This is a genomic window from Vibrio sp. SCSIO 43133, assembly GCF_023716845.1.
GTDB lineage: Bacteria > Pseudomonadota > Gammaproteobacteria > Enterobacterales > Vibrionaceae > Vibrio > Vibrio mediterranei.
On the sequence record NZ_CP068024.1, the window covers coordinates 520,006 to 537,401 of the forward strand.

Sequence of the window (17,396 nt, forward strand, 5' to 3'; positions counted from 1 at the left end):
TGTGAGTTCTCGCGTTAATCGGGTTGTCCGTTTTTTTCTCTGGTTACTACTGACCGTATTGGTATTACTTGCCTCTGCGGTCACAGTGTTGCGTGTGGGTTTGCCACAGCTAAACAAAATTCAACCAGAAATTGTGACTTGGGTAAACCAAGGAACAGGTCTCAATATTTCTTTGAAAGATGTGCGCGGTTTTTGGCGTAACACTCACCCTTCTATTTCTCTTCAAGGTGTTGTTGTAGGTCTTCCTGAAAGTCCTGAAACCAAATTCGAAGTCGGGAATTTAGAGCTCGAATTTGACTTGATTCAAACCATTATTCAAAGACAGCCTGTCTTAGCGGATATGGTCATTAATGACATGATGTTGGACATTCGTTCGGTCGATTTACTAAAAGCGACCGAGCCAAAAACGGTTCAACAGCCCAAGCAACCCGCAGCGAGTGGCGAGCAGTTGGTCAACCGCCTAGATAACTTGTTATTAAGGCAGTTAGATCGCTTTGCTGTCGCTAATTCAACTGTGTTGTATCAATCTATATCTGGTGAAGAACGTCAGTTAGATATAGAGAATCTGCAATGGCGGAATCAAAAGGCACGCCATTTAGCACAGGGCACCATCTCCATTGCCGATGCAAACTTAAACTCACTAGAAGTGAGAGCGGACTTTATTGATAAAGGCTCGCTGTCGAATGTTTCTGGCGACTTTTACGTCGCTGTGGACCAAATGTCACTGTCCCCGTGGCTGTCTGAAACTCAAAAGCAGCAAACTGGTATTAAAGATGGTGAAGTCAGCTTACGCAGCTGGATTACATTGGATAACAGCACTGCAAAAGAAGCTTATCTTGAAGTGTTACCATCTGAGCTTAGTTGGTCTAAAGATGGCAAAGACCACGATCTATTCGTCGAGTCTGCGGTTATGCATTTATTGCCATCAGATGCTGGTTGGCAGCTAAATGTTCATGAAGTTCAAGCCAGAACTAATGATGTTCCGTGGCCTGAACTGGATATTGCAGCAGAATGGAATCGCCAACAGCAATGGCAAGTGAATATTTCTCAGCTCGATGTGAATGCGTTAAAGCCATTGGCATCACTAAGTCCTGACCCGAGTGTGGAAGAGTGGTTAACTAAACTCAACCCAGGTGGGCTGATTGAAGATATTCGACTGTCCCAAACTAATGGTACTGACTCCCTGAAATATTCGGCACACCTTGAGAATATGTCGATGTCGCAATGGGAACTTTTGCCAGGCTTCTCTCATGTCTCAGGATCGGTGCGCGGTAACATGAAGCAAGCTCATGCCCGCGTTAACGTTATTGATGATCGTTTCCCTTATGGTGATGTGTTTCAAGCTCCACTGAATATTAAGCAAGGTTTGGTTGATATTCATTGGCAAAATAACGGCGAGCAAGGTTGGTCGTTATGGTCTGATAAAGTGACGGCTGCGACGCCAGACTTGCAAGTGCTTGGTGCTTTTAGACTTGATTTCCCTAAGAATGACAGCCCATTCTTGTCATTCTATGCCGAAGCGGATCTTTACAATGCAGGTGAGGTTTGGCGTTATCTGCCAACTTTAGCTATGGGGCAAAGTCTTACAGACTATTTATCGGCAGCGATCCAAGCGGGTCGAGTCAATACATCTAAGCTGTTGTGGTATGGCAAACTGTCAGACTTCCCATATCGAGAACATAACGGCATGTTCCAAGCTTGGGTGGGACTTCGCGATGCTAAATTTAGTTTTGATACCAATTGGCCACCACTGACTGATTTACAACTCGATTTGTTGTTCCAGAATGAGACCATGTATTTGGACTCTCGCTCTGCGACACTGATGAATGTTAAAGGCCAGCGAATTACGGGTCGAATTCCAGTACTCAGTGGTGATGGGCACCTTGAAATAGAAGCGAAGGCAACAGGTCAAGGCAGTGCCGTCAGGGATTATATGACCGCTTCGCCGCTGGTGGACTCGGTTGGTGCCGCGTTAACCGCGGTTCAAGTTAGTGGCGATGTTAATGCCGACTTCCAGTTGTATATTCCGTTTTCTGGCGACGATACTCCGTCCAGAGCTTGGGGGTATGCGGAGCTAAAAGACAATCATGTCGAAATTGATGCTCCCCCGATGACGCTGGAAAAAGTGTCCGGTAGAGTTGAGTTTGACAATGATGTGGTGAAAGCGACAGGGCTGTCTGCAAACTTACTGAACCAGCCGATTTTCCTTGATTTTCAAGGGCAGAATGCTGGCAAAGGTTATTCGGTTGGAATTGATGCGGTTGGAGATTGGAAAACCGCACCTCTAGAGCCTTATGTTGGTGATAAGGTGGTCAGTCGACTGGCAGGGCATTCGCCTTGGAACCTAGACGTGGATATTCAGCTTAACGATGTCGGCTTTACTTACCAGCTTGATCTGAATGCTAACCTTGCAACCATTGCGAGTGACTATCCTTATCCACTCAAAAAAGCGTTTGGTGAATCAGGTAAAGCAAGGCTTCAAGCTTCCGGAAACCAACAAGCTATAACCGCTAGATTGCAGTTACCCTCCGTTAAATACCAAACCGAGATTGATATCACAGGAGAGGTTCCGGTTCTTAAGGCGACTAACTTGGTGTTGGGGAAAGGTGGGTTCAAAATCAGCCCTATAGTTGGCCATCACTTCCAAGTACGGTCCGATAAGTTCAATGTCGACCAGTGGAGCGAGTTGTTTAAAGAGCCGCCGAGTGAAAAGAAAGCATTACTAGATGAGCTGAATAAACCGGAGCTTCCATTACCTAAACGGGTAAACGTGGAAGCGAAAGAACTGATGTTAGGTGGTATTGAGTGGCACGATGTGAACTTCAATGCCAGATACAAAAAAGGTGGCTGGCAGTTCGATCTTGATAGCCAAGAGGCAAAAGGGCAGGCGAGTTACAGCGACAACAACGAGTTGTATGTTGCGTTGAAGCGTCTGCATATCTACGTGCCAGAATTTGATAAGAAGGCACAGGATGATGAGTCGCTGATCACTCAGGAAAACCTTGAAGCACCATTAGTGACTGAGTTTGATAAAACCTTCTTTGATATCATGCCGGATACTCAACTGACAATTGATAACTTCTGGTTCCAAGGTTACAAAGTCGGCAAAGTGGATATGGATGTTGAACGACAAGGTAATAAGCTCGTTTGGAAAAAACTGGACTTATCGAGTGGGACAAACAAAGTACATATTGACGGCAACTGGATGGTCGCTGGTCAGCAAAATAAAACACAGGTCAACCTAGCAGTCAGTGGTGAGAACAACAGTGATCTTATGGAACGATTTGGTATTACCTCTGGTATCCAACGTGCACCATTTGATCTCGACTCAAAGTTAACGTGGGATGGCGCACCATGGTCGATGCGAGTAAATACCGTCAGTGGTGAAATCAGTACTAAGCTAGGTAAAGGTATTATCTCTGATGTGAGCGGTGCCGCACGCTTGCTTGGTTTGTTTAGCTTGGATTCCATTATTCGTAAGATGCAGCTCGATTTTACCGATGTATTTGATAAAGGGATGGCGTTTAACTCAATTACAGGTAGCGGCAAAATCAGAGATGGCGTGTTTGTGACCAATGACATTAAGATGGATGCGGTCGCTGGTGAAATGACGATTAAAGGATTGGCTGACCTCTCGACTCAAACCGTCGACGCTGAAGTAAACTTTACGCCTGACATGACTTCAGGGATCCCTATCATTACGGCTTTTGCGGTGACGCCTCAGACAGCATTGGTTGTGCTTGCCGTGACGACAGTGATATCACCAGTGGTTGAGGTCGTGACACAAGTTAACTACTCAGTTAAAGGTCCACTGGACTCACCAACGGTAAGTGAGATTTCGAGGAGTCAGGGAGAGTATAAGTTACCTGAAAACCTCAAGAAGGAGATTAAGTAACACCATGAGCAAGGAACGCTTTGGCATCATACAAATGACATCAGGACCTGAACCAGAAGAGAACTTCAAGTTCATTGAACATAAGGTTGAGTTTCTTTCTGCTAAGGGGATGAAGTGGATTCTTACCCCAGAGAACTCGCTGGTTTTTGGTTCCCGTGACGATTATCACCGTCACGCGGAATTTTTAGGAAAAGGCAAGTATCAAGACAAGTTATCTGACTTAGCAAGACGCCATCAGATTCACCTTATTATTGGCAGCTTTCCTATTCGGGTTTCTGAAACGGAAGTGACTACAACAACGCTGGTCTTTGACGTAAATGGGCAGCGTATGAATCATTATGATAAGCTGCATATGTTTGATGTAGACGTCAATGATGGTCACAAAAATTACCGTGAATCAGAAACGTTTAAAGCGGGTACAAGCATTGCGATGGTGCCGACTGATTTTGGTGCGGTGGGCTTAACCATCTGCTATGACCTGCGTTTCCCACATCTATTCAGTGCGTTGAGGGCTCAAGGGGCGAGCGTAATTGTTGTGCCTGCGGCATTTACTGCGGTGACTGGAAAGGCACATTGGGAAGTCCTGTTGCGTGCTAGAGCGATTGAAAACCAATGTTGGATAGTCGCAGCTAATCAATGTGGCACCCACCCGTGTGGAAGAGAAACCTGGGGACACTCTATGGTGATATCGCCTTGGGGAGAGGTTCAAGGACAGCTTGAGCAGCAGACAGGTACAATAACCGCCGAACTGAATTTTGATGTTGTTGAAGAAGTGAGACAGAGTATGCCTGTCGCTAAACACATTCGATTTGAACAGCACTTACACTAATTATATTTACTATAAAGAGTAATCATATGGAACGCATAGAAGACGCGCTATTAGGGCCTACAGGTCTGTCTGAGCAAGATATTGAAGCTACGCTTGCGAGCATTGCAACTCGCCAGATTGACTATGCGGATATCTATTTTCAATCCAGCTGGCACGAATCTCTAGTGCTCGAAGACAGCATCATCAAGGACGGTTCATTTAATATCGACCGCGGTGTTGGTGTTAGAGCGGTTGCTGGCGAAAAAACGGGTTTTGCATACTCAGACCAAATCACACTGGATGGTCTGAAGCAAAGTGCAGTAGCGGCAAGAGGCATTGCACAGCAAGGTCAAAGCGCGCAAGTTAACGCGCTTACTCGTCGCGATAATCAAGCTTACTATGCAGCGGTTAACCCATTAGAAAGTTGGGAAAAACAACAAAAAACTGAACTGCTAAAGCAGCTTGATGCCTACATTCGTACTAAAGAGCCTTTAGTTAAAGAAGTCTCTGTCAGCTTAAGTGGCGTCTATGAGCAAATGCTAGTGGCGGCAACCGATGGAACCTTTGCTGGAGATGTGCGCCCATTGGTGCGCTTATCTATCAGTGTATTAGCACAGAAAGGTGACCGTCGTGAGCGTGGTAGTGCCGGTGGTGGTGGCCGCTATGGTTACGATTTCTTCCTCTCAACAGAAGAAGGTCAACAAGTCGCTTACAACTATGCCGATGAAGCCATTCGCCAAGCGCTAGTCAATCTGGAAGCGATTGACGCACCTGCTGGTACTATGCCAGTTGTACTAGGTTCTGGTTGGCCGGGAGTACTGTTACACGAAGCCGTAGGTCATGGCCTAGAGGGTGATTTTAACCGTAAAGAGTCATCAGTATTCTCCGGCAAGGTAGGTCAGCAAGTTACATCAAACCTGTGTACGATTGTTGATGATGGAACACTGCAAGACCTTCGTGGTTCGCTTAACGTGGACGATGAGGGTGTTCATGGACAGTACAATACGTTGATTGAAAATGGCACTCTGAAAGGTTACATGCAAGACAAGCTTAATGCGCGTCTAATGGGAGTAAACCCTACAGGTAACGCACGTCGTGAATCCTATGCCCACTTACCTATGCCTCGTATGACCAACACTTATATGTTGCCGGGTGAGCATTCTCCAGAAGAAATTATCTCTACCGTGAAGAAAGGTCTTTATGCACCAAACTTTGGTGGTGGTCAGGTTGATATTACCTCTGGCAAGTTTGTGTTCTCAGCATCAGAAGCGTATCTCATCGAAGACGGTAAGATTACTGCGCCAGTGAAAGGTGCGACGCTAATTGGCTCTGGTATCGAAGCGATGCAGCAAGTCTCTATGGTGGGTAATGACCTGAGTATCGACCGCGGTGTTGGCGTCTGTGGTAAGGCTGGGCAAAGTGTGCCAGTTGGTGTTGGTCAGCCAAGCTTGAAGTTAGATGCACTAACTGTCGGCGGTACTGACTAAGTTCACAAGTATAAAGCAAAAACTACCGTCATCCCCTTTTTCAAGGGGATGACGTCTCAGCCACTTACAAGTTTTCCTCTGCAAATTCGGCCAATCTACTTCTTACTACACCATTTAAGTGAATGTTGGCACTGCCTCCGAAGTTCTTAAAGCGCTCAACCATATATGTTAACCCTGATGTTACTGGCGTTAAGTACGGGGAATCAATTTGTGCTAAGTTACCCGAGCAGACAATCTTAGTCCCCTCACCACAGCGAGTAATGATGGTTTTAATCTGAGAGGCTGTTAAGTTCTGGCACTCATCGAGTAAAACAAACGCATTTTGGATTGAACGTCCGCGCATGAAGTTAATAGATTTGAACTGAATGTTCGCTTTATCACAGATGTATTTCAGTGAGCCCTCAGTGCAGTGATCGTTCTTGTGTAGCGCTTCGAGTGTATCGGTAATGGCAGCCAACCAAGGCATCATTTTTTCTTCCTCAGTACCCGGAAGAAAACCGATGGACTCGCCAATATCTGGTGTATTTCGGGTGACGATGATCTTATCGAACATACCTCTCTCTATCGTCATCTCTAGCGCTGCAGCCATAGCGAGTAGCGTCTTACCACTACCAGCGGCACCTGTGAGAATCACTAAATCGATATCAGGGTCGAGTAAAGCATCCATGGCCATGCCTTGGTAGATATTCTTAGGGCGAATGTCCCATGCTTGTCGACACAATAGGCGTTCTTGGCTCAGATCTCGAATTGTCACTTTATCACTATCAATGTCGGCTACTCGTCCAGCAAAATCACTACTGTCATCGATCAAGTATTGATTGATAAACGTTGGGTCAATCGCGGCTCTGTCGAAAGTGTGATACGTCTTGTTGGCGAGGGTCTTGGTTTCCACCTCGTCAATATGTTCCCAAAACGCCCCTTCAGATTTTTGAAAACCTTTTGTGAGGTACTGAACATCATCGATTAGTTGATCAGTACGATAGTCTTCAACAAAGCGAACACCTGCTCCTTTAGCTCTTAAGCGCATGTTGATGTCTTTAGTGACTAAAACGACTTCTCGAGGAGAGCGTTTATTTTGCAAGTAGAGCACCGCATTGAGAATCCGGTTGTCGCCTTCCTTGTCGGCGAAAGCTTTGACTGTTTCTTGCAGCACATAGTCTGCCAATATTGAAATGGTTCCTGTTGCTTCCATTTGGTGAGAGAAGGGAATTCCTTCAGAAATTTCATCAGGCGTCGCTTCTTTAAAGATATCTTCAAGAGCTCTAATTGCGACGCGTGCATCACGAGCAACATCGCGTTTGCTGTCCTTAATACGATCGAGTTCTTCAAGTACGGTCATGGGTATGACGACATCGTGTTCTTTGAACGAAAAAATGGCGTGGGGTTCGTGGAGAAGGATGTTGGTGTCGAGAACGAAAAATTTACGGTCGGTATCGCCCATAGAGTCTCCTTGCCGCAACTGGCGCTTGTCCTTTGCGGTTAACTCGGATTGGGAACGAGTCAGACTGGGGTCAATGCTGGCTCGGATTTCCTATCTTAGTGAGTCAACCTTGCTATGTTCAATCGATGGTTAGTCTGATTGAACCTGATACCCTTGTATTCAATTAAAACATGGTTCTTTGGTAACATGTTATTAACGTTTACAATTTGAGTATAAGTGAAAAAACTCACTTTGGTCTTTACATTTGCCACTATTTTTTTGCAGTTTGATGTCAGCCACGACAATACAAAAAAAACTTAGGATTTCCTTGTAATTGGCGTGACCTGCATCACGCCTTCAAGTAAGATTAGCGACCTTTCACCCTAGGGTGAAAATGAGCAATATTTGCTCTATCACCTACTATTATTTGGGCGGGGTTTTGAGCTTAGTTTTCGACTGAGTTACCGTTTGAATGACCAAAAGATATCGATACGAGTTGAGGTAGTCTCTCTATGACATTTGCTTTAGGGCAGCGCTGGATTAGCGATACGGAAAGTGATTTAGGTTTAGGTACGGTCGTCGCATTGGATGCGAGAACAGTGTCTCTTATGTTTGCTGCATCAGAAGAAAACCGTGTGTACGCACGCAGTGATGCGCCAGTCACCAGAGTTATCTTTAATGTTGGCGATGTCATAGATAGCCAAGAAGGTTGGACGCTTCTAGTTGAAGAAGTGCTCGAAGACCAAGGCGTATTAACGTATGTCGGTACACGTCAAGATACAGAAGAGCAGGGCGTTTCATTGCGCGAGATCTTCTTGAGCCATCAAATTCGTTTTAACAAGCCGCAAGACAAATTGTTTGCAGGTCAAATCGACCGAATGGATAACTTTGTACTGCGCTATCGTGCACTAAGTAATCAATACGAACAACACAAAAGTCCAATGCGCGGTCTTTGTGGTATGCGTGCAGGCTTGATTCCTCACCAGCTCTTTATTGCTCATGAAGTGGGTCGTCGTTATGCGCCACGTGTATTGCTAGCTGATGAAGTTGGTCTCGGTAAAACCATTGAAGCAGGTATGATCATTCACCAGCAAGTGCTGTCTGGCCGTGCTCAACGTGTTTTGATTGTGGTACCAGAGACACTACAGCATCAATGGTTGGTAGAAATGATGCGTCGTTTCAATCTGCATTTCTCTATTTTTGATGAAGAACGCTGCATTGAGGCATACGCAGAGGCGGATAACCCGTTTGATACTCAACAGTTTGTCCTATGCTCTTTGGACTTTTTACGTAAGAGTCGTAAACGTTTTGAACAAGCATTGGAAGGCGAATGGGATCTGCTGGTCGTGGATGAAGCGCACCACCTTGAGTGGAGTCAAGACAATCCAAGTCGTCAGTACCAAGTCATTGAAGCGTTGGCCGAAAAGACACCGGGTGTCCTTTTGCTAACAGCAACACCAGAGCAGTTGGGACGCGAAAGCCACTTTGCACGATTGCGCCTTCTCGATTCAGACCGTTTCTTTGATTATGAATCTTTCGTTAAAGAAGAAGAGCAATATGCGCCAGTTGCCGATGCAGTAACAGCTCTGTTCTCAGGGGAAGCGCTGAGCAATGAGGCGAAAAACCAAATTACTGAGCTATTGTCTGAGCAAGACGTTGAGCCATTGTTCAACGTTCTAGAAAGCAATGCCAGTGATGAAGAAAAAACCACTGCACGTCAAGAGCTTATCGACAACCTAATGGATCGCCACGGTACTGGACGAGTGCTGTTCCGAAATACGCGTGCCGCGATCAAAGGCTTTCCAAAGCGTAACGTAAACCTTGTGCCGATGCCGATTCCACAGCAATACACCACCTCTATGCGCGTATCAGGCATGATTGGTGGCAAGATGGCACCAGAAGCACGCGCGATGAAAATGCTTTATCCTGAAGAGATTTTCCAAGAGTTTGAAGGCGAAGACTCTAGTTGGTGGCAGTTCGATTCTCGTGTTAACTGGCTGATTGAAAAGATCACCGCAAAGCGCAGCGAGAAAGTGTTGGTGATTGCATCACGTGCAAGTACCGCTCTTCAGCTTGAGCAAGCGTTGCGTGAACGTGAAGGTATCCGTGCAACTGTGTTCCATGAAGGTATGTCGATTCTTGAACGTGATAAAGCAGCAGCCTACTTCGCTCAAGAAGAAGGTGGTGCTCAGGTCTTGATCTGTAGTGAAATTGGTTCTGAAGGTCGTAACTTCCAGTTTGCGAACCAACTGGTGATGTTTGATTTACCATTCAACCCAGACTTGCTAGAACAGCGTATTGGCCGTTTGGACCGTATTGGTCAGAAGCGTGATATTGACGTGCACGTTCCCTATTTAGAGAACACCTCTCAAGCGATACTGGCACGTTGGTTCGATGAAGGACTCAATGCGTTTGCTGAGACGTGTCCAACGGGTCGTATGGTTTATGACCGCTATGAAGAGAGCATTATAAACATGCTTGCCAGTGGCGATACGACCGAGCTGGATGAGGTGATTGAAGGCTCAAGACATTACAACCTGGAGCTTAAGCATGAACTTGAGCAAGGTCGTGACCGTTTACTTGAGATGCATTCTAATGGTGGTGAAGCGGCGCAAGAGATTGTCGAAAAAATCGCAGCGACCGATGGCGATACTAACCTAGTCACCTTTGCACTGAGTTTGTTTGACACCATTGGATTAAACCAAGATGACAAAGGTGAAAACGCCCTAGTGGTGACGCCTTCTGAACATATGATGGTACCGAGCTATCCAGGCTTACCGTATGAAGGAGCAACCATTACGTTTGACCGCGATACGGCGCTTTCTCGTGAAGATATGAACTTTATTAGTTGGGAACATCCAATGATTCAGGGCGGTATCGATCTTGTGATGAGTGAAGGCGTAGGGACGTGCGCCGTTTCGCTTCTGAAAAACAAAGCACTGCCAGTCGGTACTATCTTATTGGAGTTGGTGTATGTTGTGGATGCGCAAGCACCAAAACAGAGTGGTATTAGCCGCTTCTTACCACCAACACCGATTCGCTTGATGATGGATGCTCGTGGTAATGATCTCTCTTCACAAGTAGAGTTTGAAGGCTTCAACCGTCAACTTAGCCCAGTTAATCGCCATTTAGGCAGTAAATTGGTGACGTCTGTTCAAGCCGATGTTCATCGATTGATTGAATCGGGTAATGAGGTGGTAGAAGAGAAAGTCGTGGCGGTTCGCGAGCAAGCGCATAAAGCGATGTATGCGAGCTTGAATGGTGAACTAGAACGCTTACAGGCGCTAAAAGCGGTAAACCCAAATATTCGTGACGAGGAAATCGAAGCGATTGAAGCTCAAATCAAAGAGCTTGATGGCTATATTGCGAAAGCTCAAGTCCAACTGGATTCACTACGTCTGATCGTTGTCAGCCACAACTAATAACACAAAATAGGGCGCAGATATCTGCGTCCTACGTCATTGTGATGCGGTAAATTATTATGGCCATGCTTAGCTACACACCTCCAACAGATCCTTGGATAGATACTGTATTTGAAGATGAACATATTCTCGCGGTAAACAAACCTTCAGGCTTGTTATCTGTACCAGGGAAAGCGCTCGAGCATTATGACAGTATGTGGAGCCGTCTTGTTGAGGTGTATCCCGAGATTCAAGTAGTGCATCGTTTAGACATGTCGACCTCTGGGCTGATGTTACTAGCGAAAAATAAAGAAGCAGAACGTTCTTTAAAGAAACAATTTCAGTATCGGCTTACTCATAAAGTCTACTATGCGCGAGTTTGGGGAACACCTGATGAATCGGAAGGGTTAATCGATTTACCGCTTATTTGTGATTGGCCGAATCGTCCAAGGCAAAAAGTGTGCTACGAACATGGCAAGCCGTCGCAAACATACTATCAGGTGGTAAAGCAGGAACAACAGACAAGTATTGTGCGCTTATTCCCCATTACCGGACGTTCACATCAACTAAGAGTGCATTTATTGGAACTGGGGCATCCTATCGTTGGTGATGAATTCTACGCCCATGAAGAGGCGATGAGTTTCTCAGATAGATTAGAGCTGCATGCGGCAGAGCTGTGTTTCTACCATCCTGAAACTGAAAAGCTACAATCCATTTTCGTTCCATGCGATTTTCATCAAGTGTCTGAGCCATTAGTGGTGCAACACTTTGACCCCGCGACAGATTTACCGGATTATAAGACCTTGCCTCGGTCATAAAGTGTGTGGCCGTACGACATCAAGGAGAAGTCATGGCCACCAAGAAAATTGTCTTTTTAGATCGTGATACCATTCCAGCATCCATCGCGATTCCCACTCCAAATTTCGTACATCAATGGGTCGAATATCAGTCGACCTCGCCTGAACAAGTGTTAGAACGCATTTATGATGCAGATGTTGTCATTAGCAATAAGGTCTATTTAGGTTCAGACATTCTTGAACAGGCTAAGCAAGTAAAACATATTGCGGTGGCTGCCACTGGGGTTAATAACGTTGAGCTCGATTACTGCGCGCAACGCGGTATTACCGTTACCAATGTCCAAGGTTATGCGACTCAATCGGTGCCTGAACATGTGATTGCATTGCTATTTACTTTGATGCGAAATATTCCTGCTTACCACAACGATATCCGCAATGGTGAGTGGCAACGTCAGAATAAGTTTTGTTTCTTCACTCATCCTATTCAAGATATTGCTCACTCTACCTTAGGTATTATTGGTAGCGGAGCCCTAGGGCAGGCGACAGCGGCGCTTGCTAGAGCAATTGGTATGAATGTGCAGTTCTCCGAACGCAAAGGTGTAACACAATGCCGCGAGGGCTATGTGCCTTTTGAACGATTTTTGAAAACGAGCGATGCCATTGCCCTTTTGTGTCCTTTGACCGAGGAAACGACCAATCTTATCGATAGTGAAGCGTTGTCGAATATGAAGTCTACGGCAGTATTGATTAATACTGGACGCGGTGGCTTGGTTAACGAAGCGGCTTTGGTTTGTGCTTTAAAGGAGAATCACATTGCTGGAGCAGGAGTGGATGTTTTTACAGAAGAGCCAGCGCCTCAAACCAATCCTCTAGTCGAGAATATGGATTTGCCCAATCTCATTTTAACGCCGCATGTCGCATGGGGAAGCCGCTCTTCCATAGAGAAGCTTTGTGAAATATTAGTGAGTAATATTGAAGCGGTAGAACAAGGCAAAACGCAAAATAGAGTGGTCTAGAAATAACTCGCCCCACGTAAAGTGGGGCGAGGAAATTAATCTGCCTGTGGTTTAACGACCAGTACATTGATGGGTGAGTTCTGAACCACTTTACTTGCAACAGAGCCAAGAACTACCTTGTCGATCTTAGAGCGTTTGTGACTTGGCATAACAATTAAGTCTGCGCCTAAGCGCTCCGCATAATCAAGTATAGTTGCATAAGGTTTACCCTCAGCAACATGAACTTTATAGACGACTTCATCAGGGATGTGCTGATCAGCAAATGATTTAAGTTGCGCTTTGACATCATTTTTCATTTGCGAGGCGGCATCTTTAGGGAAATACGTAGCCACCATAGACATATGGATACCCGGCAGAACATTTAGTAAATGCACTTCGGCATTAGAGTGCTTAGCATGCCAGACCGCGATTTCTACAGCTTTGTCTGAAAAGCCTTTATCGTTTAAATCGACAGGAACAAGGATTTGCTTGTACATGTGTTTTCTCTTTTTGGTTTGTACCCTACTAGCATAGGGTAAAGCATACGCTTGGCTAGTTTTATCCGTTCCGTATTAAGGTTTTTAGGCTCTGGGTTCAAAAGCGAGTCCAGAGCCTGATACCTTTATGCGCTCAAGTTTTCACGACGAGCACGACGCTTTTGGTTCATCGCCATCGCGAGAAGCAAGAGCAACGCAGGTACAAATACCCACTCTTTCATTGGTCTATCGGCATCCTGCACAATAGATTTTATTTCCCAGTCAAAGTCTAGACCGGATGCTTCTGCTGGGCTTCCAAACTCAACCATATCGATGATCATTTTATCAGCATCTTTGTCGAGCATTAGTCCCATCGAAGCGATACGCTCTTCTGCGGTGACAGCGCTATCATCAAAAGGTAGTCGAACGGTTTTTTCAACGTACTTACCTTCGAGGGTTTCACCTGCAACACGTAACTCGATGGATTGTCCAACATTTAGCTTCTCAACAACTTGAGCTATCTCAACACCTGGCGAAAGAACTTTCGCAGGGAAAGCCATATCCCACCAAAAACCTGGTCTGAAGAAGGTAAACGTTAATACAAGTAGCAATACAGTCTCCCACCACTTGTTCTTAGTAAACCACCAACCTTGAGTGGCCGCTGAGAAAATAAGCATCGCAATAACCGCAGAGATAACCGTCAGAGCAAGGTGCCACCACGAGTCAATTCCCATCATCAATAATTGAGTGTTAAAGATGAACATGAAAGGCAAAATTGCAGTTCGAATATCGTAGGTGAAGCCTTGAATACCGGTGCGAATTGGATCGGACTTAGCAATTGCAGCTGCGGCAAAAGCAGCAAGACCAACTGGTGGTGTGTCATCGGCTAAGATGCCGAAGTAGAACACAAATAGGTGAACGGCAATCAGTGGGATGATCAAACCGTGTGCTGCACCCAATGTGACGATAACAGGCGCCATGAGAGTTGAAACAACAATGTAGTTTGCTGTTGTTGGTAGACCCATCCCGAGGATGAGAGAGATGACGGCGGTAAATAGCAGCATCAAGATAATGCTACCACCTGAGATAAACTCAACGAAGTCGGTCATTACAAGGCCAATACCCGTTAGTGTAACCACACCCACTACGGTACCCGCAGCAGCCGTCGCCACACCGATACCAATCATGTTGCGTGCACCAGACACTAGGCTTTCTGCCAAATCGACAAAACCAGCTTTGATCTCTGCATTGACATCACTGGTTTTCGACATGATTGCGATCAGTGGACGCTGGGTAATCAGAATGAAGATCATAAAGACCGTTGCCCAGAATGCTGAGAGACCCGGAGAAAAGCGCTCAACAGTCAAACACCACACTAAAACCACGATTGGCAGTAGGAAATGTAAACCAGACTTGATGGTTGGACCTGGATCTGGCACTTCAGTAAGTTCTGCATCAATTTCAATACCACCTTCTTTCGCGTACTTAGCTGAGACACGCAGTAACGCGATATAAGATATCAAGAGAGCAACACCTACGATTGGGGTCGCAGCGTCACCAAACACGTCTTTGGTCCAGCCAATGCCGTAGTACACCACAGCACTAATGACACAAAGACCAAGAATGGTGCCGGTAAATGATAAGAGACTTTGAACAAGCGTCGGGTTATGGCGGCGCGGTAGGCCAGTCATACCCGCTTTGCAAGCTTCAAGGTGAACAATGTAAATCAAAGCGATATAAGAAATCAGCGCAGGTAGTAGCGCCGCTTTGATTACTTCAACGTATGAAATCCCCACATACTCAACCATCAGGAATGCCGCAGCGCCCATGATCGGTGGCGTTAGCTGACCGTTGGTTGATGCAGCAACTTCCACAGCCCCCGCTTTCGTCCCCGGAAAGCCAACGCGCTTCATTAGAGGTATGGTAAAGGTACCTGTAGTTACTACGTTGGCGATGGAAGAACCAGAAACCAAGCCTGACAGACCTGATGCCACAACGGCCGCTTTTGCGGGACCACCACGCATGTGACCTAATAGAGAAAATGCGACTTTAATAAAGTAAGCACCTGCTCCAGCTCGCTCCAACATGGCTCCGAACAAAACGAATAAGAATACAAATGACGTTGAAACACCAAGAGCAACACCAAATACACCTTCTGTCGTTAGCCACAGGTGTGACATCGCTTTGTTTAAGCTTGCGCCTTTGTGAGCGATAACATCCGGCATGTATGGACCGCCAAAGGTATACAACAAGAATACTGCAGCGACGACCATTAGCGGCGGACCTAAAGCACGACGTGTTGCTTCAAGTAGTAGAACCATACCTGTACAGGCAACGACAATGTCCATTGTCGTTGGTGCGCCCGAGCGGCCTGCTAATTGAGTGTAAAAGAGGTAAATGTAGGCAGCAGATAAACTACCTGCCAGTGCTAAAATCCAGTCGATGGCAGGGATTCGATCGCGCGGTGACCCCTTCATTGCAGGATAAGCGGTAAACGCTAGAAAAATAGCAAACGTTAAGTGAATTGAACGTGCTTCTGTGTCGTTTAGTACGCCAAAGTTAAAAATGAACGGCAGTGGGGATGCGTACCAAAGTTGAAATAGCGACCAACATAGTGGAACAAACCAAAGTATTTTTGCGGGAATCCCTTTCGGGCTTCTTGCTCCAGTGTCAGCTTGTGCGACCATTTCTTGCACATCTTGCGACGGTTGTGTTGTCTGCGTCATGTACTTTTTCCTTTATTATTTTATGGTCCAGTGTTTTTCAAACAAAATGAACGAACCATATTTCGCATTTAACATTGTAGTCAATGGATGCAAACGTGTGGTTTTAGTTGTGTTTCTTAAGGCTCTAAAAATGACGGGCTTGGAAAGAGAGCCCAAATAGCCACACCAATTGGGTTAATTGGTGTTGATTGTTTTGAGTGATACTCATATTAGAAAAGTGATAGGGGAAGGGAGCCTTCCCCTACGGAGTCGTCTTACTTAAGAAGACCAACTTCTTTGTAGTACTTCTCTGCACCTGGGTGAAGAGGAATAGATAGGCCTGCTTGTACCATGTCTTCCTTCTTCAGGTTAGCAAATGCAGGGTGCAGACGTTTGAATGTGTCAAAGTTTTCAAACACTGCTTTTGCAACGTTGTAAGCCACTTCATCAGAAACATCTGATGTGGTTACCATTGTTGCTGCTACACCAAAGCTCTTCACATCTTGATCCGTGCCACGGTACATACCCGCTGGTACATTGCTGTACGCGTAGTATGGGTTTGCCGCTACGATCTCATCGATTTGTGCGCCCGTTGCTGGAACTAGCTTAGCATCACAAGATGTTGTTGCTTCTTTGATTGATCCGTTTGGATGACCAACCACATAAACGAATGCGTCGATTTTATTGTCACAAAGTGCTTGAGAACGCTCTGAACCTTTAAGCTCTGATGCAAGTTTAAAGTCTGCGTTGGTCCAACCCATTGCATCCATAACAACGCCCATTGTCGCACGGTCACCTGAGCCTGGGTTACCGATGTTCACGCGCTTACCTTTAAGGTCAGTTACGTTTTCGATACCAGCATCAGTGCGAGCGATAATGTTGAATGGTTCTGTGTGCAGAGAGAACATTGCACGAAGCTTTTTGTAAGGGCCTTGCTCTTCAAATTTGCTTGTGCCGTTGTAGCCGTGATATTGCCAGTCAGATTGAACGATACCGAAATCTAACTCACCAGCACGCATTGTGTTGACATTGTAGATAGAACCACCAGTGGACTCTACTGAACAACGAATATTGTGTTCCTTACGGCCTTTATTCACAAGCTTACAGATTGCGCCACCAGTTGGGTAATAAACACCTGTTACCGAACCTGTACCAATTGTGATGAACTCTTGAGCGTTAACAGCGCCAGTGCCCATAACTGCAGCGGCAATAGCACCAATTTTAACAAGTTTCTTAAATGCCATGAATTTCCCTTCCTTATTCATTATTAGCCCTGAATAACTATAGATGTCTTCAGAGGTTTCCTATGTGGAAACGGCATCTTTTTCAATCCATATGTTGAAAAAGTGGCGCAATCATACCAAAAAAATTGGCAGAAAATTACTGAATTGTTAATGAATATAGGTGAATTG

General features: G+C 45.7%; 10 protein-coding genes. 6 read left to right on the plus strand and 4 right to left on the minus strand.

Annotated features, from left to right (window positions below; all coding sequences use genetic code 11):
- Position 1 precedes the first annotated feature (1 nt).
- Genes JKJ11_RS02665 through tldD form a run of 3 tightly spaced genes read left to right on the plus strand, consistent with a single transcriptional unit; the run spans position 2 to position 6,190 of the window.
- On the plus strand, positions 2-3,895 hold the full coding sequence (locus JKJ11_RS02665) for a YhdP family protein (protein ID WP_252038712.1): 3,894 nt from the start codon (positions 2-4) through the stop codon (positions 3,893-3,895).
- Between the two features lie 4 nt (positions 3,896-3,899).
- On the plus strand, positions 3,900-4,724 hold the full coding sequence (locus tag JKJ11_RS02670; RefSeq protein WP_006071019.1) for a carbon-nitrogen hydrolase family protein: 825 nt from the start codon (positions 3,900-3,902) through the stop codon (positions 4,722-4,724).
- A 26-nt stretch (positions 4,725-4,750) separates the two neighbouring features.
- Positions 4,751-6,190 (plus strand): metalloprotease TldD, encoded by a 1,440-nt coding sequence (gene tldD / locus JKJ11_RS02675; protein WP_006071021.1) that lies wholly within the window; start codon positions 4,751-4,753, stop codon positions 6,188-6,190.
- Between the two features lie 64 nt (positions 6,191-6,254).
- On the opposite strand, the gene JKJ11_RS02680 is transcribed toward tldD, so the two are convergent.
- Complete coding sequence (locus tag JKJ11_RS02680) at positions 6,255-7,631, minus strand: PhoH family protein (protein ID WP_038229151.1); 1,377 nt, start codon at positions 7,629-7,631, stop codon at positions 6,255-6,257.
- A 491-nt stretch (positions 7,632-8,122) separates the two neighbouring features.
- Here JKJ11_RS02680 and rapA point away from each other — a divergent pair, with 491 nt between their 5' ends.
- Genes rapA through JKJ11_RS02695 form a run of 3 tightly spaced genes read left to right on the plus strand, consistent with a single transcriptional unit; the run spans position 8,123 to position 12,824 of the window.
- Entirely contained in the window at positions 8,123-11,032 is a 2,910-nt protein-coding gene (gene rapA / locus JKJ11_RS02685; protein WP_252038713.1) for an RNA polymerase-associated protein RapA, read from the plus strand.
- 59 nt (positions 11,033-11,091) lie between these two features.
- On the plus strand, positions 11,092-11,829 hold the full coding sequence (rluA, locus tag JKJ11_RS02690; RefSeq protein WP_006072876.1) for a bifunctional tRNA pseudouridine(32) synthase/23S rRNA pseudouridine(746) synthase RluA: 738 nt from the start codon (positions 11,092-11,094) through the stop codon (positions 11,827-11,829).
- Positions 11,830-11,861: 32 nt separating this feature from the next.
- Positions 11,862-12,824, plus strand: coding sequence for a D-2-hydroxyacid dehydrogenase (locus JKJ11_RS02695; protein ID WP_198557313.1), 963 nt, complete (start codon positions 11,862-11,864; stop codon positions 12,822-12,824).
- 35 nt (positions 12,825-12,859) lie between these two features.
- On the opposite strand, the gene JKJ11_RS02700 is transcribed toward JKJ11_RS02695, so the two are convergent.
- The 3 genes from JKJ11_RS02700 to JKJ11_RS02710 form a co-directional block, all read right to left on the minus strand.
- The gene (locus tag JKJ11_RS02700) at positions 12,860-13,300 is read right to left on the minus strand and encodes a universal stress protein (RefSeq protein WP_006072878.1); all 441 of its coding nucleotides are present in this window, start codon (positions 13,298-13,300) and stop codon (positions 12,860-12,862) included.
- A 125-nt stretch (positions 13,301-13,425) separates the two neighbouring features.
- The gene (locus JKJ11_RS02705; protein ID WP_006072879.1) at positions 13,426-16,005 is read right to left on the minus strand and encodes a TRAP transporter permease; all 2,580 of its coding nucleotides are present in this window, start codon (positions 16,003-16,005) and stop codon (positions 13,426-13,428) included.
- 254 nt (positions 16,006-16,259) lie between these two features.
- Positions 16,260-17,228, minus strand: coding sequence for a TAXI family TRAP transporter solute-binding subunit (locus JKJ11_RS02710; RefSeq protein WP_006072880.1), 969 nt, complete (start codon positions 17,226-17,228; stop codon positions 16,260-16,262).
- Positions 17,229-17,396: the final 168 nt, after the last annotated feature.